Raw genomic sequence first — 17,885 nt, 5'->3', positions numbered from 1 at the left:
TACTCAGCATCTGTATCTGCCCATGGGATAAGCACATGTGCAGCAATGTGTGACAACTATACTGAGCCTCATGTGCCAATACGACCAGGATTGCAAAGTTGAGGCACACCCCCACGGTGAGGTGTGTCCCGTTTTTGAGAAAAAACGTAAGCGTCGCGAACGCTTGGACTTGGTTGTTGTCATTTTAGCTGTGGTCGCAGCAGCGATCGTGGTCGTCGCGTCTTTCCTAGGTTTTTTGTGACGCATTAAAGCATGAGAAGCAAGAGCTTTTCATTACAAGCACTACAATCCATCGGCTATAAGATTGAATCATGTGCGGGCGCTTTGCTAACGATATCCCTATTGATGAGCTCGTAGAATATTATTCTGCGGTTGCTGATGGAGACATCCCTGCACCTTCATGGAATATCGCACCTACAGCTAGGATTACTACCGTGCTCGATGGTAGAGATGGTGTGAGGCATGCAGCTGCGGCATATTGGAATTTAATCCCCTCCTGGTCGGCCACTGCGAGACTCGATTACCCAACGCACAACGCTCGAGTTGAGAGCGTTTTCCAGAAGCGAAGCTATGCACTATCGGCTCGAACGCAACGTTGTATTATTCCCGCTTGCGGATGCTACGAGTGGGATGCACACCAGAAACCGCATTATTTCTCTAATCCAGATGGTAAACCGCTGTCACTTGGCGGACTTTATACCTGGTGGCGTGCTCAACGAGGTGATCCTTGGATGTTAACAGCGACAATACTTACGCGGGAATCTACGGGCAATGCTGCCACGGTGCACAACAGAATGCCTGTGCTTATTGCTGACGAGCTCCGAGATGAATGGGTTAAACCGACAAACAGATGGTCAACACATTATTCCGGTGACTGCCAAAGAAGGTGCAATTCAATCTTCCGCTTTGCTTTCATGGACCGTTGAGGCTCTTAGGGGCGACGGGCGGCAATTGATACAGCCCAAGAAGCCCAAAGTATGACGTGAAATGAGAAATGGGAGGGATATTACGTGATACTCATTGTTCTCATGCTATGTACGTGAGTTAGGGTCAAAGGACACTTGAAAGAACATGGAGGATGAAGGAAAATCCTCCATGTTCACGCTCAAACTGCTACTTCGCAAAAAACTAAGAGACTGAGGCTCGGGCCCCTTTTTGAAATGGAGACAACATTGGTGATCTCAACCAAGTATTGGCGTCGATGGTATTCAACCTTTGCAACTTAAAATAGCTTTAGCAAAAGCACTGCTCAAGGCACACGGTTTTACCTACCTAAAGTATGACCATCTACAACTGCCAAGTCCTGGGAGAATCTGGTATTAGGCATCCCCATCAACTAGATAATGCTGAGTCATGCCCTATTCAAATTCAACGCAACATTCTCAACACATTCCACGACTCCTTGGAGTCAGTGTTCCTTGCACTTGAGACGCATAACAATTTCGCCGTCATCCACAACCCCTGTGGCTTGGAATCCGACCTTGCGATACACATGTTCTGCCATAGCGTTGCCAGGAACATACGACAATTGAATCGAATCGTATGATTTCTGCTCTGCTTCGCGGATTATCCGTTGCAGTATTAAGGTCCCATAACCTTTTCCGGTGTATTGCTCAGGTATGAGGATTCTCCAAATATCCAGCACTCCTCCATGCGGTTCTTCACTAGTCATAACAAAGGCAATGAGTTTCTCACCTGCATACACAGCGAATGGGTTAATAATCTGTTCGTCGCGGTACAACCACGCTTCAGCTAATGAGTACACAACCGGTGCAACGAAATCTTCAGATTCAGGACGCTTGAGTTCAAGGACCTGCTTAAAATTTGTCTGATCTATTTGTCTGAATTCCAGTAAATCCTTTTCCTCTATTTCTTTCATAGTGGCAGAATATCATCACATTTTGGCACTTGTGACTCCGTTGGCAAGTTCATGTCTGACTGTCAATAGGTGAGACAATAACACCATGCAGAAAAACATCTGGCTCTCCGGCATTGAAGGTTTGTTGTTCGTTATTGCTCTAATCAGCCTCTTGCTATCTGCGCTTGGCCCTGCAATCTTTCATTTCTCTAGCACAAGGTCGCTCAGCTTCGCCGCACTGGCTGTGATTGCGGCTGTGATATCTCTTATATGCAAACGCCTTCGACGCAAATAAGTATTGTGCAAAACTGATGGGTATCGATATGAGTGTTCCAACGAACATCACGCGCATAGCAATTTTAGGATATAGCGGTTCAGGAAAATCTACACTTGCAACACAGCTGGCTGCTCAGAAATCATTACCGGTACTCCATTTAGATACAGTTCATTGGCTCCCCGAGTGGGTTGAGCGCAGCGATGAAGAATGCACCATCATCGTCAACGACTTTCTTGATCATCATTCTTCGTGGGTAATAGAAGGAAACTATCCCAATATAGCGTTCGTCAGACGTCTTCAAGAAGCTGATGTGATTCTTATTCTTGATGTAAATCGTATTACGTGCTTATGCAGAGCCGTTTCCCGATGGTGGAAATATCGAGGCTCTCATCGCCCCAATATGACAGCAGGCTGTAATGACAAATTAGATGCAGAATTCTTGTGGTGGCTTGTTTGGAAAGGTCGCTCACCACAACGAGCACAACAATATCGCTCGATTGCATCCCAATATCGAGAAAAATGCGTAATCACTCATTAAACCGCCAGTTTCAAACACCAACCAGGCCTTGTAGCTATCACGCATCTAGCTTGGAACAACAAATTACGGCTGCAATACAACAACCATTTCTGTGATGAGACACAGCTAAAGCTGACTCCCAGCAGCATGACCTACTTCACGACTACTCCACTCAGAGGCTAATTGTTGCGTGTGAATCCCAGACATTTCCTAGCTGCCCTACATTACCTTGGTGAGGTTGTCTCAGACCAATTACAAGCAACGTAGGCTTGTACGATTCTATTATCTATGCCAAGCCATGCACAGAGTGTCATTGGGAGACAGCTTGGGATTGCTGATCGTCAATCGAATTATTGATTGATGATGTTGATACGCCAAGCTCGTTGCTGCTCAATGGTAGGTGCAGGCATGTCACTGCTGATGTATACGTCGAGATTGAAAATTCTTGTCGGTGAATCCAGCTGAGAGTAGTCAGTGACGGCCGTGTCTAGGAGCCTGACACTCATCAGACGATTAAGCCCTCTGATTGGTCTCAGATCACTCAAATGTGTTAATCCATCGAGTGAGATGGTCTGGATGTTAGAGAAGTGTTCGATACCCGATAGGCTGGTGAGATTCTTCAGCTTTATCCCGCAATCTGGGTGTTCTGTGTCAGGTAGACCGGATCCGTTAGATACGCCAATACCTCCTATGCCAGTGAGGTCCTCCGCTGCTTTGCGAGTAAGTTGGTCGTCGACATGTTGATCCATTATTTCAGCCATGCATTGTGCCAGTATAGGATCGGCAAATAATTGACTGTAGCTACCCAAATATTCCTGTGCACTTGTGGAATTCGTTGTAGCAGCGTTGCTTGATGAAGAATTATGTGATGGAGTATTGATTGACGGTGATGGAGCGGGAGAACGTTCATCATCACCGCTGACCGAAGTTGACGCATAGGATTGCTGTGTCGATATCTGTGCTGTTGATTTGTCAGTCGAGCATGCTGACATTGCCGCAATCATTGCATCGGATATGCCTATTGTTGCAACGCTGCGAATGATTCTTATCATTGTTCGACATATATGCTGTCCCCATTCCGCCGCCGCTGTCTTCATTGGCTGCTTGCACTATTCGAGATGATCCTCAGGCGTGGAAGCTTCAGCCGATGAGTGAGCATTCGATTATCGCATCGATTCTTATATACTCTTCTCATCATATAGATGTGATCAATGTGAAGCTTGACGACTGGCCAATTTTTCAACGCTAGTACGTATCTCACGCAACTAGTGGCTTTGATACTTAGCTGTAATATTTTCATAATCAACGTCGGCAACAGCGCGAAAGCATATATAGCCAAACTCTTCGATCAGTTTGTCAAATAGATGCTGAGAAAATGCTAAGGTGACAGCCCTCTCACTACTCCTGTTGCAATATATCCTCGCTGATGTGAGCAAACCCTTCGGCTGTTTCAAAGGACCAACACGGATTGTTTCGTTTTACTAAAGAACATCTCGAAGAACTCGGAATCACCACTGGAATACACCCAGGAAAACGTGGATTCCGCGTCTACCCGAGCTGGTGTATGGGGCTGAATACTGGAGCTATCAACACTCAACGCAAACAGGCTCGCGCATTCCAAGAGCTTGGATGAGTTCAAAGACGTTACAACTCTAAAACTCTATGATTGACGGATAGGGAAAGCATAACCAACACTATGAAGGGATATATACGTAGACCTAATAGTCAAGCACCAGTAAATACGAAACTAGTGGCTTTACAATCTTTCTCGCTGTTTTTGTAATAATCGCATCACCTTTTTCTTTACTCCGCTTTGTGATTTGCTGGATTATTCAACAATCTTGCCTTAATACATATGCTCAAACTTTTTAGAATTCACACTATTTATATAGCTAGGGTTACTATTTTTTCGGGCATTGATGCCATCTGAGGGGTTTAAGCAAGGGGAAATTATGAGTTGGCAGTTTCGGAAAAATGACGATAAGCACAATAACCGTCGAATGATTGACACAGATGCAGCAATACGCACCACATCGAGCAACAGCACCCTACCTCATGCAGCAGTGACATCAAGCGACACCCGAGGCAGTGCGAATATATTTGATACGAAGCCGGACGATTCTCAACAAATCGGCAACACTGCGACTACACAATTTCCCGTCACTCAGCAAATTCAACCAGTCCCTGCTCAAACAGCAGTACTGCCGCCGAATGTTCCACCCTACGCACCTTCAAATCCGCCGGCTGCTTCACAACTCCCATGGTCAAAGCTAATAATCGCTGCCTGTATCTTAGGAATAATTGGGTTGGTATTCTCATTTACACCTGCCGCAGCATTGGGAGCTTTGGCCGGTTTCATAGCATTCTTCCTAGGCATCGCGGGACTGCTGCTTATAGCGATAAGAAAAAATCGGAAGAATATACTGGCTGCAATCTTATCTATTGTGCTCTCTCTAGTTTCATTCATCGCCGGAGCAGTCAATACCCCAGAAACCACATCAGCAGAGAGCCATTCCACCTCAAAGATCAGCGATGAAGAAGCTTCTCAATCAGCTGAAGCTGCAGCAGCTTCAGCTTCAGCATCTGCATCTAGGTCTGCGGAAGCACAGAAAAAGGCTGATGAGAATGCAGCAAAGCTAACAGACGCGAAGACCACACTGGCAAGCGCAATCAACGATGCCAACACATTACTTACCTCGTCGAATAACAATGTCGCCGACTCACAAACCCGCACCGCTTTAACAGAAGCAATCAACACCGCAAACGCCGTCAGCTCAGATGATCCCCAAAGCTATATAGACGCGGTCACTCCCCTTCAGCAAACAATGGACGCGGTGAATGCAAGCGTTGAACAGAAAAAGCAGAATGACGCTGCAGCAGCGCAAAAAGCTGCCGAACAGAAAGCAGCAGAAGCTCAGAAAGTCGCAGAACAGCAAGCTGCTGCACAGAAGGCCGCACAGCAGAAAGCGGCTGCCGATGCCGCAGCCGCGCAGAAAGCCCAGCAACAGCAGCAACAACAGCAACAATCCGGCAGCGGTTCACTAATAGCAGTCTGCAAAGATGGAACTAGATCAGCCTCTGCGCCAGGCGCGCCAAACTATCGAGGTATGTGCTCACATCATGGGGGTATAGCCCAAAAACTTGGGCGACAGTAGTTTTCATAGCGATTGGAAACCAGAGGTAACTCCGATTGGTAAACCTGATTCTGGGGCTCGCCGTCAACACAGCAAGCCCCGTCACTTGTGCGGCACACGGACCACCGCAGTTAAAAAACAATCAACGAAGATATCTCGTACTATTTGCCAAAATGATATCTTATGATCTTTCATATTTAACTGCAGCATCCCGTATCCACAGTCCACTAATATATATGCCTTATCCCTGATTAAGGTTTATTACCCTATACAAATTTTGGAGGAATATGTCAGTATCCAGCAAAGCAGTTGAGGATTTATTGAGCTCACTCAATCTTGCATACAGAATTCAGCAGCACGCGCCTATCACTTCGATTCAAGAAGCGATGGAATCCGGCGTGCTGATAGACCTTGGCATCACAGTCAACAGTACGGTGAAAAACTTACTGCTCAGCAGTAGTGATGGCAATTGTTATCTGCTAGTTGCACCTGGCATGGGCAGAGTCGATCTTAAGGATGTAGCTAAGCAAATCGCTTCGAAACGTTTAAGCTTCGCATCCTTAAACACTTTTGGCACCGTTTTTGGAGAGTCCAAAGGTCAGGTCACCTTATTCGATCTACTAGACAGTAATGAACGCGTGCGCAAAGTGCAGCTAGTATTGGATTCCAGAGTGAGCAAAATCGTTGGAAACACAGCGTTTCATATCGGATCGAATCACGTTTCTGCTCTGGTAAAAGCAGAAGATGTTCCCACAATCGCAAAAGCTATTCAGCCCTCATATCTGACTTATTCCAAGGACTGAGTTGCTCGTGTCAGTTGTTTGCTGCCCGCGCACTGTTTCAAGCACCAGGTGCTGCAACAAACGACCTAGAGCCACATTACTTTTAAGGCTGTGATATCCGAATAAACCGAACTGTCCGAATGATTTTCGTGGTGTCCCAAGACTAATACCGCACCACAGCAACAAAACTTAGCATAATCAAACAAGAGCTCAACAACTAGAGTAATTCTGACCCCTCAGAGACTATTCGTTAATAGGTTGTTCTGTCTGATGGTTTATTCCCATACCCTCTAATTGTTATTCAACTCGCACGCCCTCAGTGCAGCATTTTTTCTCTCCTCAACTATCGTAATCTCGAGCGTTATCGTTATATGGTGGCAGAACGTTTTTGCTTTCACACCAAAACCTGAGATATATGCACACAATAAGGGATTGCTGCTGGCAAGGCCCATCCAGACAATATTTCGTTTACTGGCGAATGATTTTATTATCCTATTCAATATCAGCAAAGATACACAGATCATTATCGCGTCGCTAATACTCGTGGGATTTGTTTTGACGATAACCCTCCGGAATGTGAATCCTGATTGATTTGGTGAAAAAAGAATGTTGTATTTCACTTGTTGCTTTGCTGCTGTGGGCACGGCCACACTCATATCTCTCTCCTTGTTTCTCACATGGAATCAACCATCAGAAATGGCAAAAACCTTAGCTCTACAAGGCTTTCAGATGAGATATCTGTACCCGTTATTGCCGATGCTCCTATCTCTGTATATCTATAAACCATCAGATACAGCACACCATCGTGAAGGAACACCTGATAAGACACCCGCTTCCTTGCCAGCAGTAATTCGTCAAGGCGCTTGAGCACCACAATTACTCCGCGCAGTACTTGCTATCATTCTGATGCGCGACCGTCCTATTGACGTAGGAAGTATTCCTGCCCTAAACGTGGCAATGAACTACGAGTGTCTATGTCGAGAAGCACTGGGATTAAGGTAGCGTTCTGTATCTGTTACCTATCGGCGTGGCAAGTACGCCAATCGTGTATAGTATTCATCTGTTGTGTGTTTCGGCATGCCGAAACACACACGTATGGTGGCTATAGCTCAGTCGGTAGAGCATCTGATTGTGGTTCAGAAGGTCGCGCGTTCGAGCCGCGTTAGCCACCCCACTCGAAAGGCTTACAGTCTCAATGGCTGTAAGCCTTTTCTATTAGTTGAGAACATCAAATTACAGCGAAAATGTAGTCCACATGTAGCCCAAATGCATCTGTGTATTGCCGGATCTTTTGATAGGCAACACCTTCAGCTCTTGCAACGCTTGTTCGCAGATACATTAACTGGTAAAGACGTTAACTCTTAGATATACCGATTCATTGACACCACCCACTACAGTTGAACGCACGTAGTCAATCACTTGATAGGGGGATCTTTCAATGTCTGAGTACCAACAAACTGACACAAATAATCCACCAGACACTATGAATTCAGATACCGACTGTCAACCTTCAGAAGCTAGCGTTCACCATGCGCTTCATAATCCAGATTGGACCTCGAATGCAGTGTGGTGGCATGTATATCCTCTAGGATTTGTTGGTGCCAACATACGACCGGATTCACCGTTACAACGCCGCTGCGACAGAGGTCTTGATGCACTGATTCCATGGTTGGGGCGAGTCAAAGAACTAGGTTTCACAGGTCTCCTGTTAGGCCCAATCTTTCAATCCGAAACTCACGGCTATGACACCACAGATTTCAAACATATTGATGATCGACTTGGTGGAGACGCTTCCTTCGACAAACTAGTAGAGGCATGTAGAGATCAAGGCTTGCAAATCATCCTTGATGGAGTTTTTAACCATGTTGGCAGAAACCATCCGGCAGTGGCAGCCGCGTTAGCAGGAGATTCAAACTCAACCTGGAATGGTCTAGTTTCCTTAATACCTGCAGACCATTCCTCTCACCACCATGAAGTTTCATCTGCAGAAGATGCAACCGCTAGACTGCCAGTATTTGAGGGACACAAGAGTCTTGTTGAACTCGATCACCACTCCCCCGAAACTGTCGCTTATGTTGCAGGGATTATGAATTATTGGCTAGATCGCGGCGCAAATGGATGGCGGCTAGATGCTGCATACTCAGTAGATTCAGAATTCTGGGCTCGAACTCTTCCCTCTGTGCGTCAACAACATCCAGATACTTGGATCTTTGGTGAGGTCATTCACGGGGATTATTCGAAATTTGTGCTTGATTCCACCGTAGATTCAGTAACCCAATATGAATTATGGAAATCGATCTGGTCAAGCATTGCTGAAGGTAATTTCTTTGAACTTGATTGGAATTTGAAACGCCATAATACCTTCCTCGACAGTTTCGTACCGCAGACATTCATCGGGAATCACGATGTTACTCGTATTGCCAGCCGCATAGCAATCCCAGGCGCAATTCTTGCACTTACCGTCCTGATGACCGTTGGCGGTATACCAAGCATTTACTATGGCGACGAATATGGCATGACAGGAATCAAAGAAGAGCGTCTTGGCGGTGATGATGCCATTCGGCCATCATTCCCGCAACAACCAGAAATTCTCGATACAAAAGCTCGACGCATGTTTGAGACTCACCGTGCATTAATCGCCTTACGACATCAGCATCCTTGGCTCGAACATGCACGAACCATTAGTGAACATCTAGAAAACCGTAGCTTCAGCTATCGCTCGTATAACGATACGGGCGATAAATGGATATTGACTCAACTCCACCTTGATCCTGAACCCTATGCGACGGTTCAAGCCGCCGATGGCAGCCAGTTGTACGATTCTCGTCATAGTGTTGGATAATTCACAGTCGGGAATCTCAGGAGGAACCATGCTGCATTTTGAAAACGACTATTCCGAGGGTGCACATCCGCTCGTACTGCAGAGTCTGATTGACACCAATAATCTGCAGCTTCCAGGCTATGGCTCCGATGATCTCTCTGCACAAGCCAAACAACGGATTGCTGAAGCTTGCGGCAAACCTGACGCAGATGTGTTTTTATTGGTCGGCGGAACTCAAACCAATATGGTCGTTATCGCATCTATGCTCAATCAGTTCGAAGGTGTTGTAGCGGTTGACACTGGTCATGTGAGTATGCACGAGGCAGGAGCTATTGAAGCTTCCGGCCATAAAGTGCTGACAGTTCCAGGGCACGATGGCAAGATGGAAGCTAACATTCTTCAACAATATTTAGCAGGTTTTTTTGAAGATGCTAATCACGATCACATGGTTTTCCCTGGTATGGTCTACATCTCGCACCCCACTGAATATGGAACTTTGTATTCCCGAGCAGAACTTAGCGCAATCTCCTCCGTCTGCCACGAATATCATCTTCCCTTATTCATTGATGGTGCACGCCTCGGCTATGCACTAGCATGTCCGCAAAGTGATGTCACCCTCACGGACATCGCCACATACGCCGATGTCTTTTATATTGGTGGAACAAAAATCGGTGCGCTCTGTGGCGAGGCAGTGGTATTTCCGCAGGCCAATGCACCGAAACACATGCTCACCATGATTAAGCAGCGTGGAGCTTTGCTTGCGAAGGGGCGGCTATTAGGCGCTCAATTCGCAGCATTATTCACCGACGACCTCTATTGGCATATCAGCAAGAATGCTATCGACACAGCAAGCGTATTACGCACAGCACTCGTAAAACGCGGATACCGCTTCTATATCAACTCCCCCACGAACCAGATTTTCGTCATTCTTGATGATAAAAAGCTCGCAGAATTATCAAAACAAGTAATTTTCAGCATCTGGGAACGTTTCGATACCGATCACACCATAATCCGCTTCGCCACAAGCTGGGCGACCAAGGAATCGGAAGTCCAATCCCTGATTAAGCTGCTCTAGCAAGATAACTGCAATAAAAGTGGGGTTTTTCTCAACATTTTCGACAGATTATCTCCACTTTTATTGCAGTTATCTCAATTCCGTTCATTACAGATGCGTTTCGCAGCTTCGGCAAGGTCGGATTCGGGCTTCAGCAGGCTCAAACGGACATATCCCGCACCCGTCGGGCCGAAATCTGAACCTGCAATTACTGCTACACCAGCTTTGGCAAGCAACCACTGCGAAAACTCTGCGTCACTGGTACCTTCAGGGACTCTCATCCATGCGAAGAGACCGCCGTGAGAATCGCAAACTTCAAGACCCGCCTGCGCAAGGCCTTGTTGCAAGGTTAGAAAACGTTGCTTATAACGCTGTGCAAGCACACGAACAGTCGATTGATCGCTGTTAAGGCCAGCAGCGCCTGCATCTTGCACTGTGGTTCCCATCAATAGGCTGGTCTGTCGATGCACCATCTTCAATGCATGCATAAGCTCAGCGTTGCCGGCCACAAAGCCCCCTCGCCAACCAGCAATCATATACATCTTCGATAATGAGCACAGCTCGACAGCGACATCTACTGCGCCAGGCGTACTGAGCAAGCTAATAGGTGGATTCTCGTCAAAGCCTATACCTGCATAAGCAAAGTCATGCATAATCACAAAACCGTAGCGTTTAGCCAACTCAACAGCTTGCGCGAAAAACTCCGGAGTAGCAGCAGCACCAGTCGGATTGTTTGGGTAGTTAAGAATCAGCAGTTTGGCTTCCTGCCATACAGACTCAGGAACAGCAGATAAATCCGGCAAAAATCCGTGCTCAGCATCGGTAGGTAGTGCTTGAAGTCGACCTTGAGCAACTGCAGTTGAACCTTCATATTGCGGATAATAGGGCCCTGGTACTACCACCAGCTCCCCAGGATTTATCAGCGTTTGTATAGTTAGTCCAATTCCAACTGATGCACCACTCACCGCAAGAATCTGCGTCACAGGATCAAGAGTCACACCATGTTCCTGCATATACCAATGAGCAGCTGCTCGTAAATACGCAGGTTTACCGTCAAAGGGTGCGTAACGAAAATCGGTGGGATCGTGAGAGGCTTTAACAACGGCATCAATCATGAACTCTGGTGGCTCACCATCAGGATTGCCTTTGCTAAGATCAATGACATCAGCCCCTTGTGCCACTGCCCGAGCAACGCGGCTATCTGCTGCTGCAAAGGGATTGTCCGGAATCGAAGTTGCACGATCCGCAAGCATCTGGGTTATGTCCATCGCTGCTTCGTTGACTTGTTGCACTCTCATCATCCCCTGAACGGCATGTACATTAACTCACATCATCTTACAATCGCATTGCTCCATATCTGTATTGCTGCATCACGGGATATTTCTATCAGGGCATATCAGTATCGCTACGGGACGAGCAATATCCATACCTGAGTGGCACAATGGAGCCCATGAGCGATGCAACCTCACATCAAATCGATCCTTCAATTTCCAAACAACGAGAATATGGCAATCCTCTTGTTCCAGACAACACCAGAGTGCTGCTGTTAGGTTCAGGTGAATTAGGCCGTGAAGTTGCGATAGAGCTTATGCGCTTAGGCGTCTGGGTTTGTGCTGCTGATAGCTATGCAGGAGCTCCAGCTGCACAATTCGCCCACGAAAACAGGGTTCTCGACATGACAAACCCTGTTGCTTTACAAGCGTTGATTGACGAAGTCAAACCGAACATCATTGTCCCTGAAGTAGAGGCAATAGCCACTTCTCAACTAGCCGCAGCTGCACGCTCAGGCATACAAGTCACACCCAGCTCTGACATAGCAGCGATTTGTATGGATCGCGAGCGCTTACGAGTGTTGGCACATGAAGTTTTGGGTCTGCCAACCACGCCATATCGTTTCGCTCAATCTTTGGAAGAATTACAGTCGGGCGCTGAACAGGTCGGTTATCCGTGCGTAGTTAAACCTATTATGAGTTCTTCCGGACATGGTCAATCAGTGGTGCGAGATTCCGAGTCGATTGTAGATGCGTGGAATGAGGCACAGACCGGCCGCCGTGCCGCAGAAAATGGCGAAATCTCAAAGGTTATCGTTGAGGCTTTAGTTCCCCTTGACTATGAGTTAACTGTTCTCACCATAAGTTCTAGTGCTGGTATAGTCACGTGTGCTCCGATTGGGCAACGTCAAGAAAGCGGTGATTACCGTGAATCTTGGCAACCTGCAGCGATGCCTTCTGAGATTTTGAAAGATGCCTGCTCTCTCGCCAAACAAGCTGTTCAAGGTTTGGTAGACGAAGCCAACACCAAGGGAGAATTTGGTTGGGGCGTTTTCGGTGTTGAACTCTTTGTGCTCACCGACGGCACCTTACTTTTCAACGAAGTTTCACCTCGCCCCCATGACACAGGTATGGTCACTCTCGTTTCGCAACGTCTCAGCGAATTCGCCCTCCACGCGCGGGCAATATTAGGCATCCCTGTCACCGATAGCGATGTCTCCATAAACCTTGCAAAAGGTCAAGTTGCTTGCAGCAGGGCCATTGTTGTCACAGGCGAAGGCCAGGCTGTGTTCTCAAATCTTCCGGCGGCACTGGCAGTTGAAGATAGCGAATTGCGCATTTTCAATAAACCAGAGATCCATGGGCACCGCCGTATGGCAGTGGCATTGTCCATCGGAAGCAGCGAGTCCGATGCCCGTGCAAAAAGCGCCGAGATCCTTGACACTCTAACCATAAGCACCACAGATAAATAACAACTGAGATGATATACAAGCATGTTTCATGCTTGTATTAGGCGCTTGGTACTCTTTTCACTGTCCGTTGACGATATATCCCCCTTTGCGCATATGCTGCACAAGAAAGGCGAGCCATGGAGAAGTTGGATCTGCTCTACCAAGGCAAGGCAAAAAAACTCTACGCGACCGATGACCCCGATATTCTTTGGGTCGAATACATGAACCAGGCAACTGCTGGTAACGGCGCTAAAAAAGAGCAGATTGAAGGCAAGGGACATCTCAATAATGAGATCACCTCATTGATGTTCCGTCTACTTGCTAAACGCGGCATCGCCAGTCATTTTGTTAAACAGCTGTCTGAAACTGAGCAGCTGGTACGCAAGATGACCATGTTCCCACTGGAAATCGTTATGCGTAATGTCGCCGCTGGTTCATTTGCCAAGCGCTATGGCATCGAGGAAGGCACTGAGCTGAGTAGGCCAGTGCTTGAATTCTTTTATAAGAGCGATGCACTTAATGATCCTTTCATTAACAATGACGATATTCTCGCTCTAAATTTGGCAACATCACAACAACTGGAAATCATTGCTGCTAAAGCACGCGAAATTAATCAGGTGTTGCATGCCTTGTTCTCTTCAATCGATGTCAAGCTTGTGGACTTCAAGATTGAGATGGGTATTACCAGCGATGGGATGATTCTTTTAGCTGACGAAATCACACCAGACACCTGCCGTTTGTGGGATGTTAAGGATCAAGCTGAAGATAATGCAGCAATTGAGCATCTCGACAAAGATTTGTTCCGTCGTGATCTCGGCAGCATTATTCCTGCTTATGAAGAGATCTTTGCTCGTCTGCGCACTCTGGAAAGCACTACAACATGTTGCAAAGGCAAAGGCAATTGCAACTGTAAGCATTAAACATTCAATAGTCCACGAGAATAATGCCCCATACAGAGAGGACACGCACTGTGGTTTTCCGCGTCTACGTTGAGAAGCAATCCGGATTCGATGTTCAGGCGCAGCAGCTGAGCCATGAGCTGCGCACAGTGCTAGGCCTCAAGGGGCTGAAATCGCTGCGTCTGATTAATCGTTACGATGTGGAGGGCATTAGCTCTTCGCTATTTGAACAGAGTGTTCCCACAGTATTTAGTGAACCTCAAACCGATATGGTCAGCGATAAGCTTCCCAAATCAGAGTCTGCACACATATTTGCTGTGGAATACCTGCCTGGGCAATTCGACCAGCGAGCAGAATCTGCTAGCGAATGCATTCAGCTGATGAGCCAGGGCGAGCGTCCAACAGTCGGTACAGCAACTGTTTACTTGATTGATGGTCAGCTTTCTGACGATGACCTTGAGGCAATTAAACGTTATGTTATCAACCCTGTTGAGGCGCGCGAAGCTTCGCTGGATGTTAAACAAACGTTAAACATGCAAATGGCCACACCGACTGCGGTCGAAGTTGTCAAAGGATTTGTTTCCCTCGATGAAAGTAGCCTCGCTCAATTCATTGAAGAACGCGGTCTAGCAATGGATTTGGCAGATATTATCTTCTGTCAGAAATATTTTCAGGAAGAACAGCGCGACCCCACTATTACTGAAATCAAAGTTATTGATACATACTGGTCAGATCACTGCCGTCACACCACATTTGGAACGCAATTGCAGAATATCCAAATTGATGATGCCGTAGTTCAAAAGGCTTTTGATCGCTATCTTTCTCTTCGTCACGAACTCGGACGTGACGAAAAAACCCTGTGCATGATGGATATGGCAACCATCGGCGCTAAGTATCTGAAGTCCACAGGGGTGTTACGTAACCTCGATGAATCCGAGGAAATTAATGCATGCACCGTCAAAACCACTGTTGACGTAGATGGTGAAGACCAAGACTGGCTGTTCCTATTTAAGAATGAAACTCACAATCACCCTACTGAAATCGAACCCTTCGGTGGAGCAGCAACGTGTATTGGCGGAGCAATCCGTGATCCCCTTTCGGGTCGAAGCTACGTATACCAAGCTATGCGTGTCACTGGTGCAGCGGACCCTACTACCCCACTTGATCAGACACTTCCAGGCAAACTACCCCAGCGCAAAATTGTGACGACCGCTGCTGCAGGATATTCTTCATATGGCAACCAGATTGGCTTAGCTACAGGGCAAGTACACGAAATCTACCATCCAGGCTATGTGGCCAAACGTATGGAAGTCGGCGCTGTTGTTGGTGCGACACCTGCAGATCATGTGCGTCGTGAGGAGCCAGAAGCAGGTGATCAAATCATTCTGCTCGGAGGGCGTACAGGCCGTGATGGTATCGGTGGCGCCACAGGGGCTTCGAAATCACAGAATGCTGAAAGTCTGGAAGATTGCGGAGCTGAAGTGCAAAAGGGCAATGCTCCAGTAGAGCGAAAACTGCAACGGCTCTTTCGTCGAGGTGATGCTTGCCGCTTGATTAAACGCTGCAATGATTTCGGCGCTGGCGGAGTCTCAGTGGCTACTGGAGAACTTGCCGATGGGCTTAATATCAACCTTGATGCTGTTCCAAAAAAGTACGAGGGTTTAGACGGTACGGAACTCGCAATCTCTGAGAGCCAAGAACGTATGGCAGTTGCGCTTGCACCTGACGATCTAGAAGAATTCCTAGAATATGCCCGACAAGAAAACCTTGAGGCTTCTGTGGTGGCGAGCGTAACCGAAGAGAAGCGTCTGCGCATGACGTGGAAGGGCGACACCATCGTTGATGTGAGTCGCGCATTTCTGTCGTCTAATGGTGCACCAAAATTTACAGATGTACATGTGCCCAACCCAGAAACTTACCAACGCACTTGGGCAGGTAACAGTCTTGAAGAACGTTTACATTCGCTCGTTAGTGATCAGAATGTCTGCTCAAATAAAGGATTATCTGAGCGTTTTGATAGCACCATCGGCGCAGCAACTGTGTTGATGCCTTTCGGAGGCAACCGCCAATTGACACCAAGTTTGGCGATGGTAGCCAAATTCCCTGTTGACGGCGAAACCACCACTGCAAGCGCGATGGCATGGGGATTCAACCCTTATATCACTGAACGTAATCAATTCACTGGTGCCTATTTGGCCGTGGTTGAGAGTATCAGCAAGTTGGTTGCTGCTGGCTTCCGCCGTGAAGATGCCTATTTATCTTTGCAGGAGTACTTCGAAAAGTTAGGCGAAGACCCTGCTCGTTGGGGTAAACCGGTTGGAGCAGTACTCGGCGCATTAATGGCACAACTTGACTTAGAAGTTGGAGCTATTGGTGGCAAAGACTCCATGAGCGGCAGCTTCGAAGAGCTTGACGTACCACCTACCCTCATCAGCTTTGCAGTAGCTGTCGGGTCGGCGAATAAGGCGACCTCTCCAGAATTCAAGTTCGCGGGAAGCCGTGTGTTGCTTATTGAACCGCAATATCAGTCAGATGGGCTAACCCCCGAAAAGCACAGCCTTATTGCAGCAATTACTGCAGTTGAGTCTCTGGTTGCTGAAGGTTCTGCCTTGGCTATCTCTACACCTGGTTATGGATGCTTGGCTGAATCTTTGTTCACTATGACGCTGGGCAACCACCTCGGTTTAACCTTGGACAAGGATGTTAACACCAGCGTACTTTTCGCGCCTCGTTACGGCAGCTTTGTAGTGGAATTATCTGATGACGCTGACATTTCAACACTCCCATCCAATCTCTCACTTCGACAGATTGGTGTGACTAGTGAAGCATATACATTGCAAACTCAGGATGAGAACATTGATCTGAGTACATTGCAAGAGACCTGGGAATCTGGCATCGAAGAAATATTCCCATATCGTGGCGATGGCAAAGTTGTGGAAACTATTAGTTCGCACGTGCCAAGTATTGAACATCATCCACAAACCGTTGCTAAACCTCGCGTGGTTATTCCTGTATTCCCTGGAACAAACTGTGAATATGATTCTGCCCGCGCATTCAAACGAGCCGGTGCTGAAGTTGACACTGTAGTTATTAACAATCTCACTCCAGACGCTGTGGCACTGAGTACCAAAGCACTCGCACAGGCTATTCGTAGTAGTCAGATGGTGATGTTGCCTGGAGGATTCTCAGGTGGAGATGAACCTGATGGTTCAGCAAAATTCATCACTGCTTTCTTCCGCTCCCCTGAGGTGAGCGATGCCGTTGGTGATTTGCTCAATAACCGCGACGGTCTGATGCTTGGCATCTGTAATGGCTTCCAAGCTTTGATTAAACTCGGTTTGGTTCCTTTTGGTCATATTGTGCCGATGTCTGCCAATTACCCGACGTTAACGTTCAACACTATTGGGCGCCACCAAAGTCGTTTAGTACGCACCAGAGTGGCTTCTACCCTCTCCCCTTGGATGAGCAAAAGCACTGTGGGCGATATTCACACGATTGCTATCAGCCACGGCGAGGGTCGTTTTGTTGCTGATGAAGCCACGGTACGCAGCTTAATTGAAGGTGGCCAGGTTGCCACGCAGTACGTCGATCAGCAGGGTGTGCCTTCAATGAATCTTGATGTTAATCCCAACGGATCAGTGCTATCCATCGAAGCTATAACCAGCCCGGATGGACGCGTACTGGGCAAGATGGGACACAGCGAACGTCGTGGACCAGGACTGTATCGTAATGTTCCCGACGCACAAACATTCCAACCAATCATCGAGGGTGGGGTTGAGTACTTCACCCGTTAACCTTCCCGTCAGATGTAGTACACACTT

The 17,885-nt window shown here is 47.3% G+C and carries 14 protein-coding genes, 1 tRNA gene and 1 pseudogene; 12 read left to right on the top strand and 4 right to left on the bottom strand.

Translation table 11 applies throughout. The features are described from left to right. Positions 1–311 precede the first annotated feature (311 nt). The gene (locus LKI20_RS04780; RefSeq protein ID WP_291770610.1) at positions 312–926 is read left to right on the top strand and encodes an SOS response-associated peptidase; all 615 of its coding nucleotides are present in this window, start codon (positions 312–314) and stop codon (positions 924–926) included. 482 nt (positions 927–1,408) lie between these two features. On the opposite strand, the gene LKI20_RS04775 is transcribed toward LKI20_RS04780, so the two are convergent. Then, entirely contained in the window at positions 1,409–1,879 is a 471-nt protein-coding gene (locus LKI20_RS04775; RefSeq protein ID WP_291770589.1) for a GNAT family N-acetyltransferase, read from the bottom strand. A gap of 302 nt (positions 1,880–2,181) precedes the next feature. On the opposite strand from LKI20_RS04775, the gene LKI20_RS04770 reads away from it, so the two are divergent. After that, positions 2,182–2,673, top strand: a complete 492-nt coding sequence (locus LKI20_RS04770; protein WP_291770581.1) for a hypothetical protein — start codon at positions 2,182–2,184, stop codon at positions 2,671–2,673. Positions 2,674–3,002: 329 nt separating this feature from the next. Here LKI20_RS04770 and LKI20_RS04765 read toward each other — a convergent pair whose 3' ends face one another. Continuing rightward, positions 3,003–3,749: a hypothetical protein gene (locus LKI20_RS04765; RefSeq protein ID WP_291770573.1), complete on the bottom strand. Its 747-nt coding sequence runs from the start codon at positions 3,747–3,749 to the stop codon at positions 3,003–3,005. A gap of 365 nt (positions 3,750–4,114) precedes the next feature. Here LKI20_RS04765 and LKI20_RS04760 point away from each other — a divergent pair. The 3 genes and pseudogenes from LKI20_RS04760 to LKI20_RS04750 form a co-directional block, all read left to right on the top strand. Continuing rightward, positions 4,115–4,285: pseudogene (locus tag LKI20_RS04760) on the top strand (MepB family protein); the annotation flags it as partial. 319 nt (positions 4,286–4,604) lie between these two features. Beyond that, a complete protein-coding gene (locus tag LKI20_RS04755) occupies positions 4,605–5,807 on the top strand; it encodes a DUF308 domain-containing protein (protein WP_291770566.1) in 1,203 nt (400 codons plus the stop codon). 266 nt (positions 5,808–6,073) lie between these two features. Then, the gene (locus tag LKI20_RS04750; RefSeq protein ID WP_291770560.1) at positions 6,074–6,589 is read left to right on the top strand and encodes a YbaK/EbsC family protein; all 516 of its coding nucleotides are present in this window, start codon (positions 6,074–6,076) and stop codon (positions 6,587–6,589) included. Positions 6,590–6,858: 269 nt separating this feature from the next. Here LKI20_RS04750 and LKI20_RS04745 read toward each other — a convergent pair whose 3' ends face one another. Continuing rightward, positions 6,859–7,224, bottom strand: a complete 366-nt coding sequence (locus LKI20_RS04745) for a hypothetical protein (RefSeq protein ID WP_291770544.1) — start codon at positions 7,222–7,224, stop codon at positions 6,859–6,861. 40 nt (positions 7,225–7,264) lie between these two features. Here LKI20_RS04745 and LKI20_RS04740 point away from each other — a divergent pair, with 40 nt between their 5' ends. The 4 genes from LKI20_RS04740 (at position 7,265) to LKI20_RS04725 (ending at position 10,464) form a co-directional block, all read left to right on the top strand. Beyond that, a complete protein-coding gene (locus LKI20_RS04740) occupies positions 7,265–7,435 on the top strand; it encodes a hypothetical protein (protein WP_291770539.1) in 171 nt (56 codons plus the stop codon). A gap of 231 nt (positions 7,436–7,666) precedes the next feature. Further along, a tRNA-His gene (locus tag LKI20_RS04735) sits at positions 7,667–7,742 on the top strand. A 309-nt stretch (positions 7,743–8,051) separates the two neighbouring features. Beyond that, positions 8,052–9,410: an alpha-amylase family protein gene (locus tag LKI20_RS04730; RefSeq protein WP_434734938.1), complete on the top strand. Its 1,359-nt coding sequence runs from the start codon at positions 8,052–8,054 to the stop codon at positions 9,408–9,410. A 28-nt stretch (positions 9,411–9,438) separates the two neighbouring features. Then, entirely contained in the window at positions 9,439–10,464 is a 1,026-nt protein-coding gene (locus tag LKI20_RS04725; RefSeq protein WP_291773359.1) for a threonine aldolase family protein, read from the top strand. Between the two features lie 74 nt (positions 10,465–10,538). Here LKI20_RS04725 and LKI20_RS04720 read toward each other — a convergent pair whose 3' ends face one another. Then, positions 10,539–11,711 carry a pyridoxal phosphate-dependent aminotransferase gene (locus LKI20_RS04720; protein WP_291770532.1) on the bottom strand — a complete coding sequence of 391 codons (1,173 nt, stop codon included), beginning with the start codon at positions 11,709–11,711 and terminating at the stop codon, positions 10,539–10,541. Between the two features lie 182 nt (positions 11,712–11,893). On the opposite strand from LKI20_RS04720, the gene purT reads away from it, so the two are divergent. From purT to LKI20_RS04705, 3 genes are all read left to right on the top strand, one after another. Beyond that, positions 11,894–13,186: a formate-dependent phosphoribosylglycinamide formyltransferase gene (gene purT / locus LKI20_RS04715; RefSeq protein WP_291770530.1), complete on the top strand. Its 1,293-nt coding sequence runs from the start codon at positions 11,894–11,896 to the stop codon at positions 13,184–13,186. A 116-nt stretch (positions 13,187–13,302) separates the two neighbouring features. After that, positions 13,303–14,085, top strand: a complete 783-nt coding sequence (purC, locus tag LKI20_RS04710) for a phosphoribosylaminoimidazolesuccinocarboxamide synthase (RefSeq protein WP_291770528.1) — start codon at positions 13,303–13,305, stop codon at positions 14,083–14,085. Positions 14,086–14,135: 50 nt separating this feature from the next. Then, positions 14,136–17,858, top strand: a complete 3,723-nt coding sequence (locus LKI20_RS04705) for a phosphoribosylformylglycinamidine synthase (RefSeq protein ID WP_291770526.1) — start codon at positions 14,136–14,138, stop codon at positions 17,856–17,858. The last annotated feature ends 27 nt before the right edge of the window (positions 17,859–17,885 follow it).

The organism is Bifidobacterium sp. (genome assembly GCF_022647885.1).
Lineage (GTDB): Bacteria > Actinomycetota > Actinomycetes > Actinomycetales > Bifidobacteriaceae > Bombiscardovia.
The sequence above is the reverse complement of the archived record's forward strand: the minus strand, read 5'-3'. Positions and strand labels throughout refer to the sequence as shown.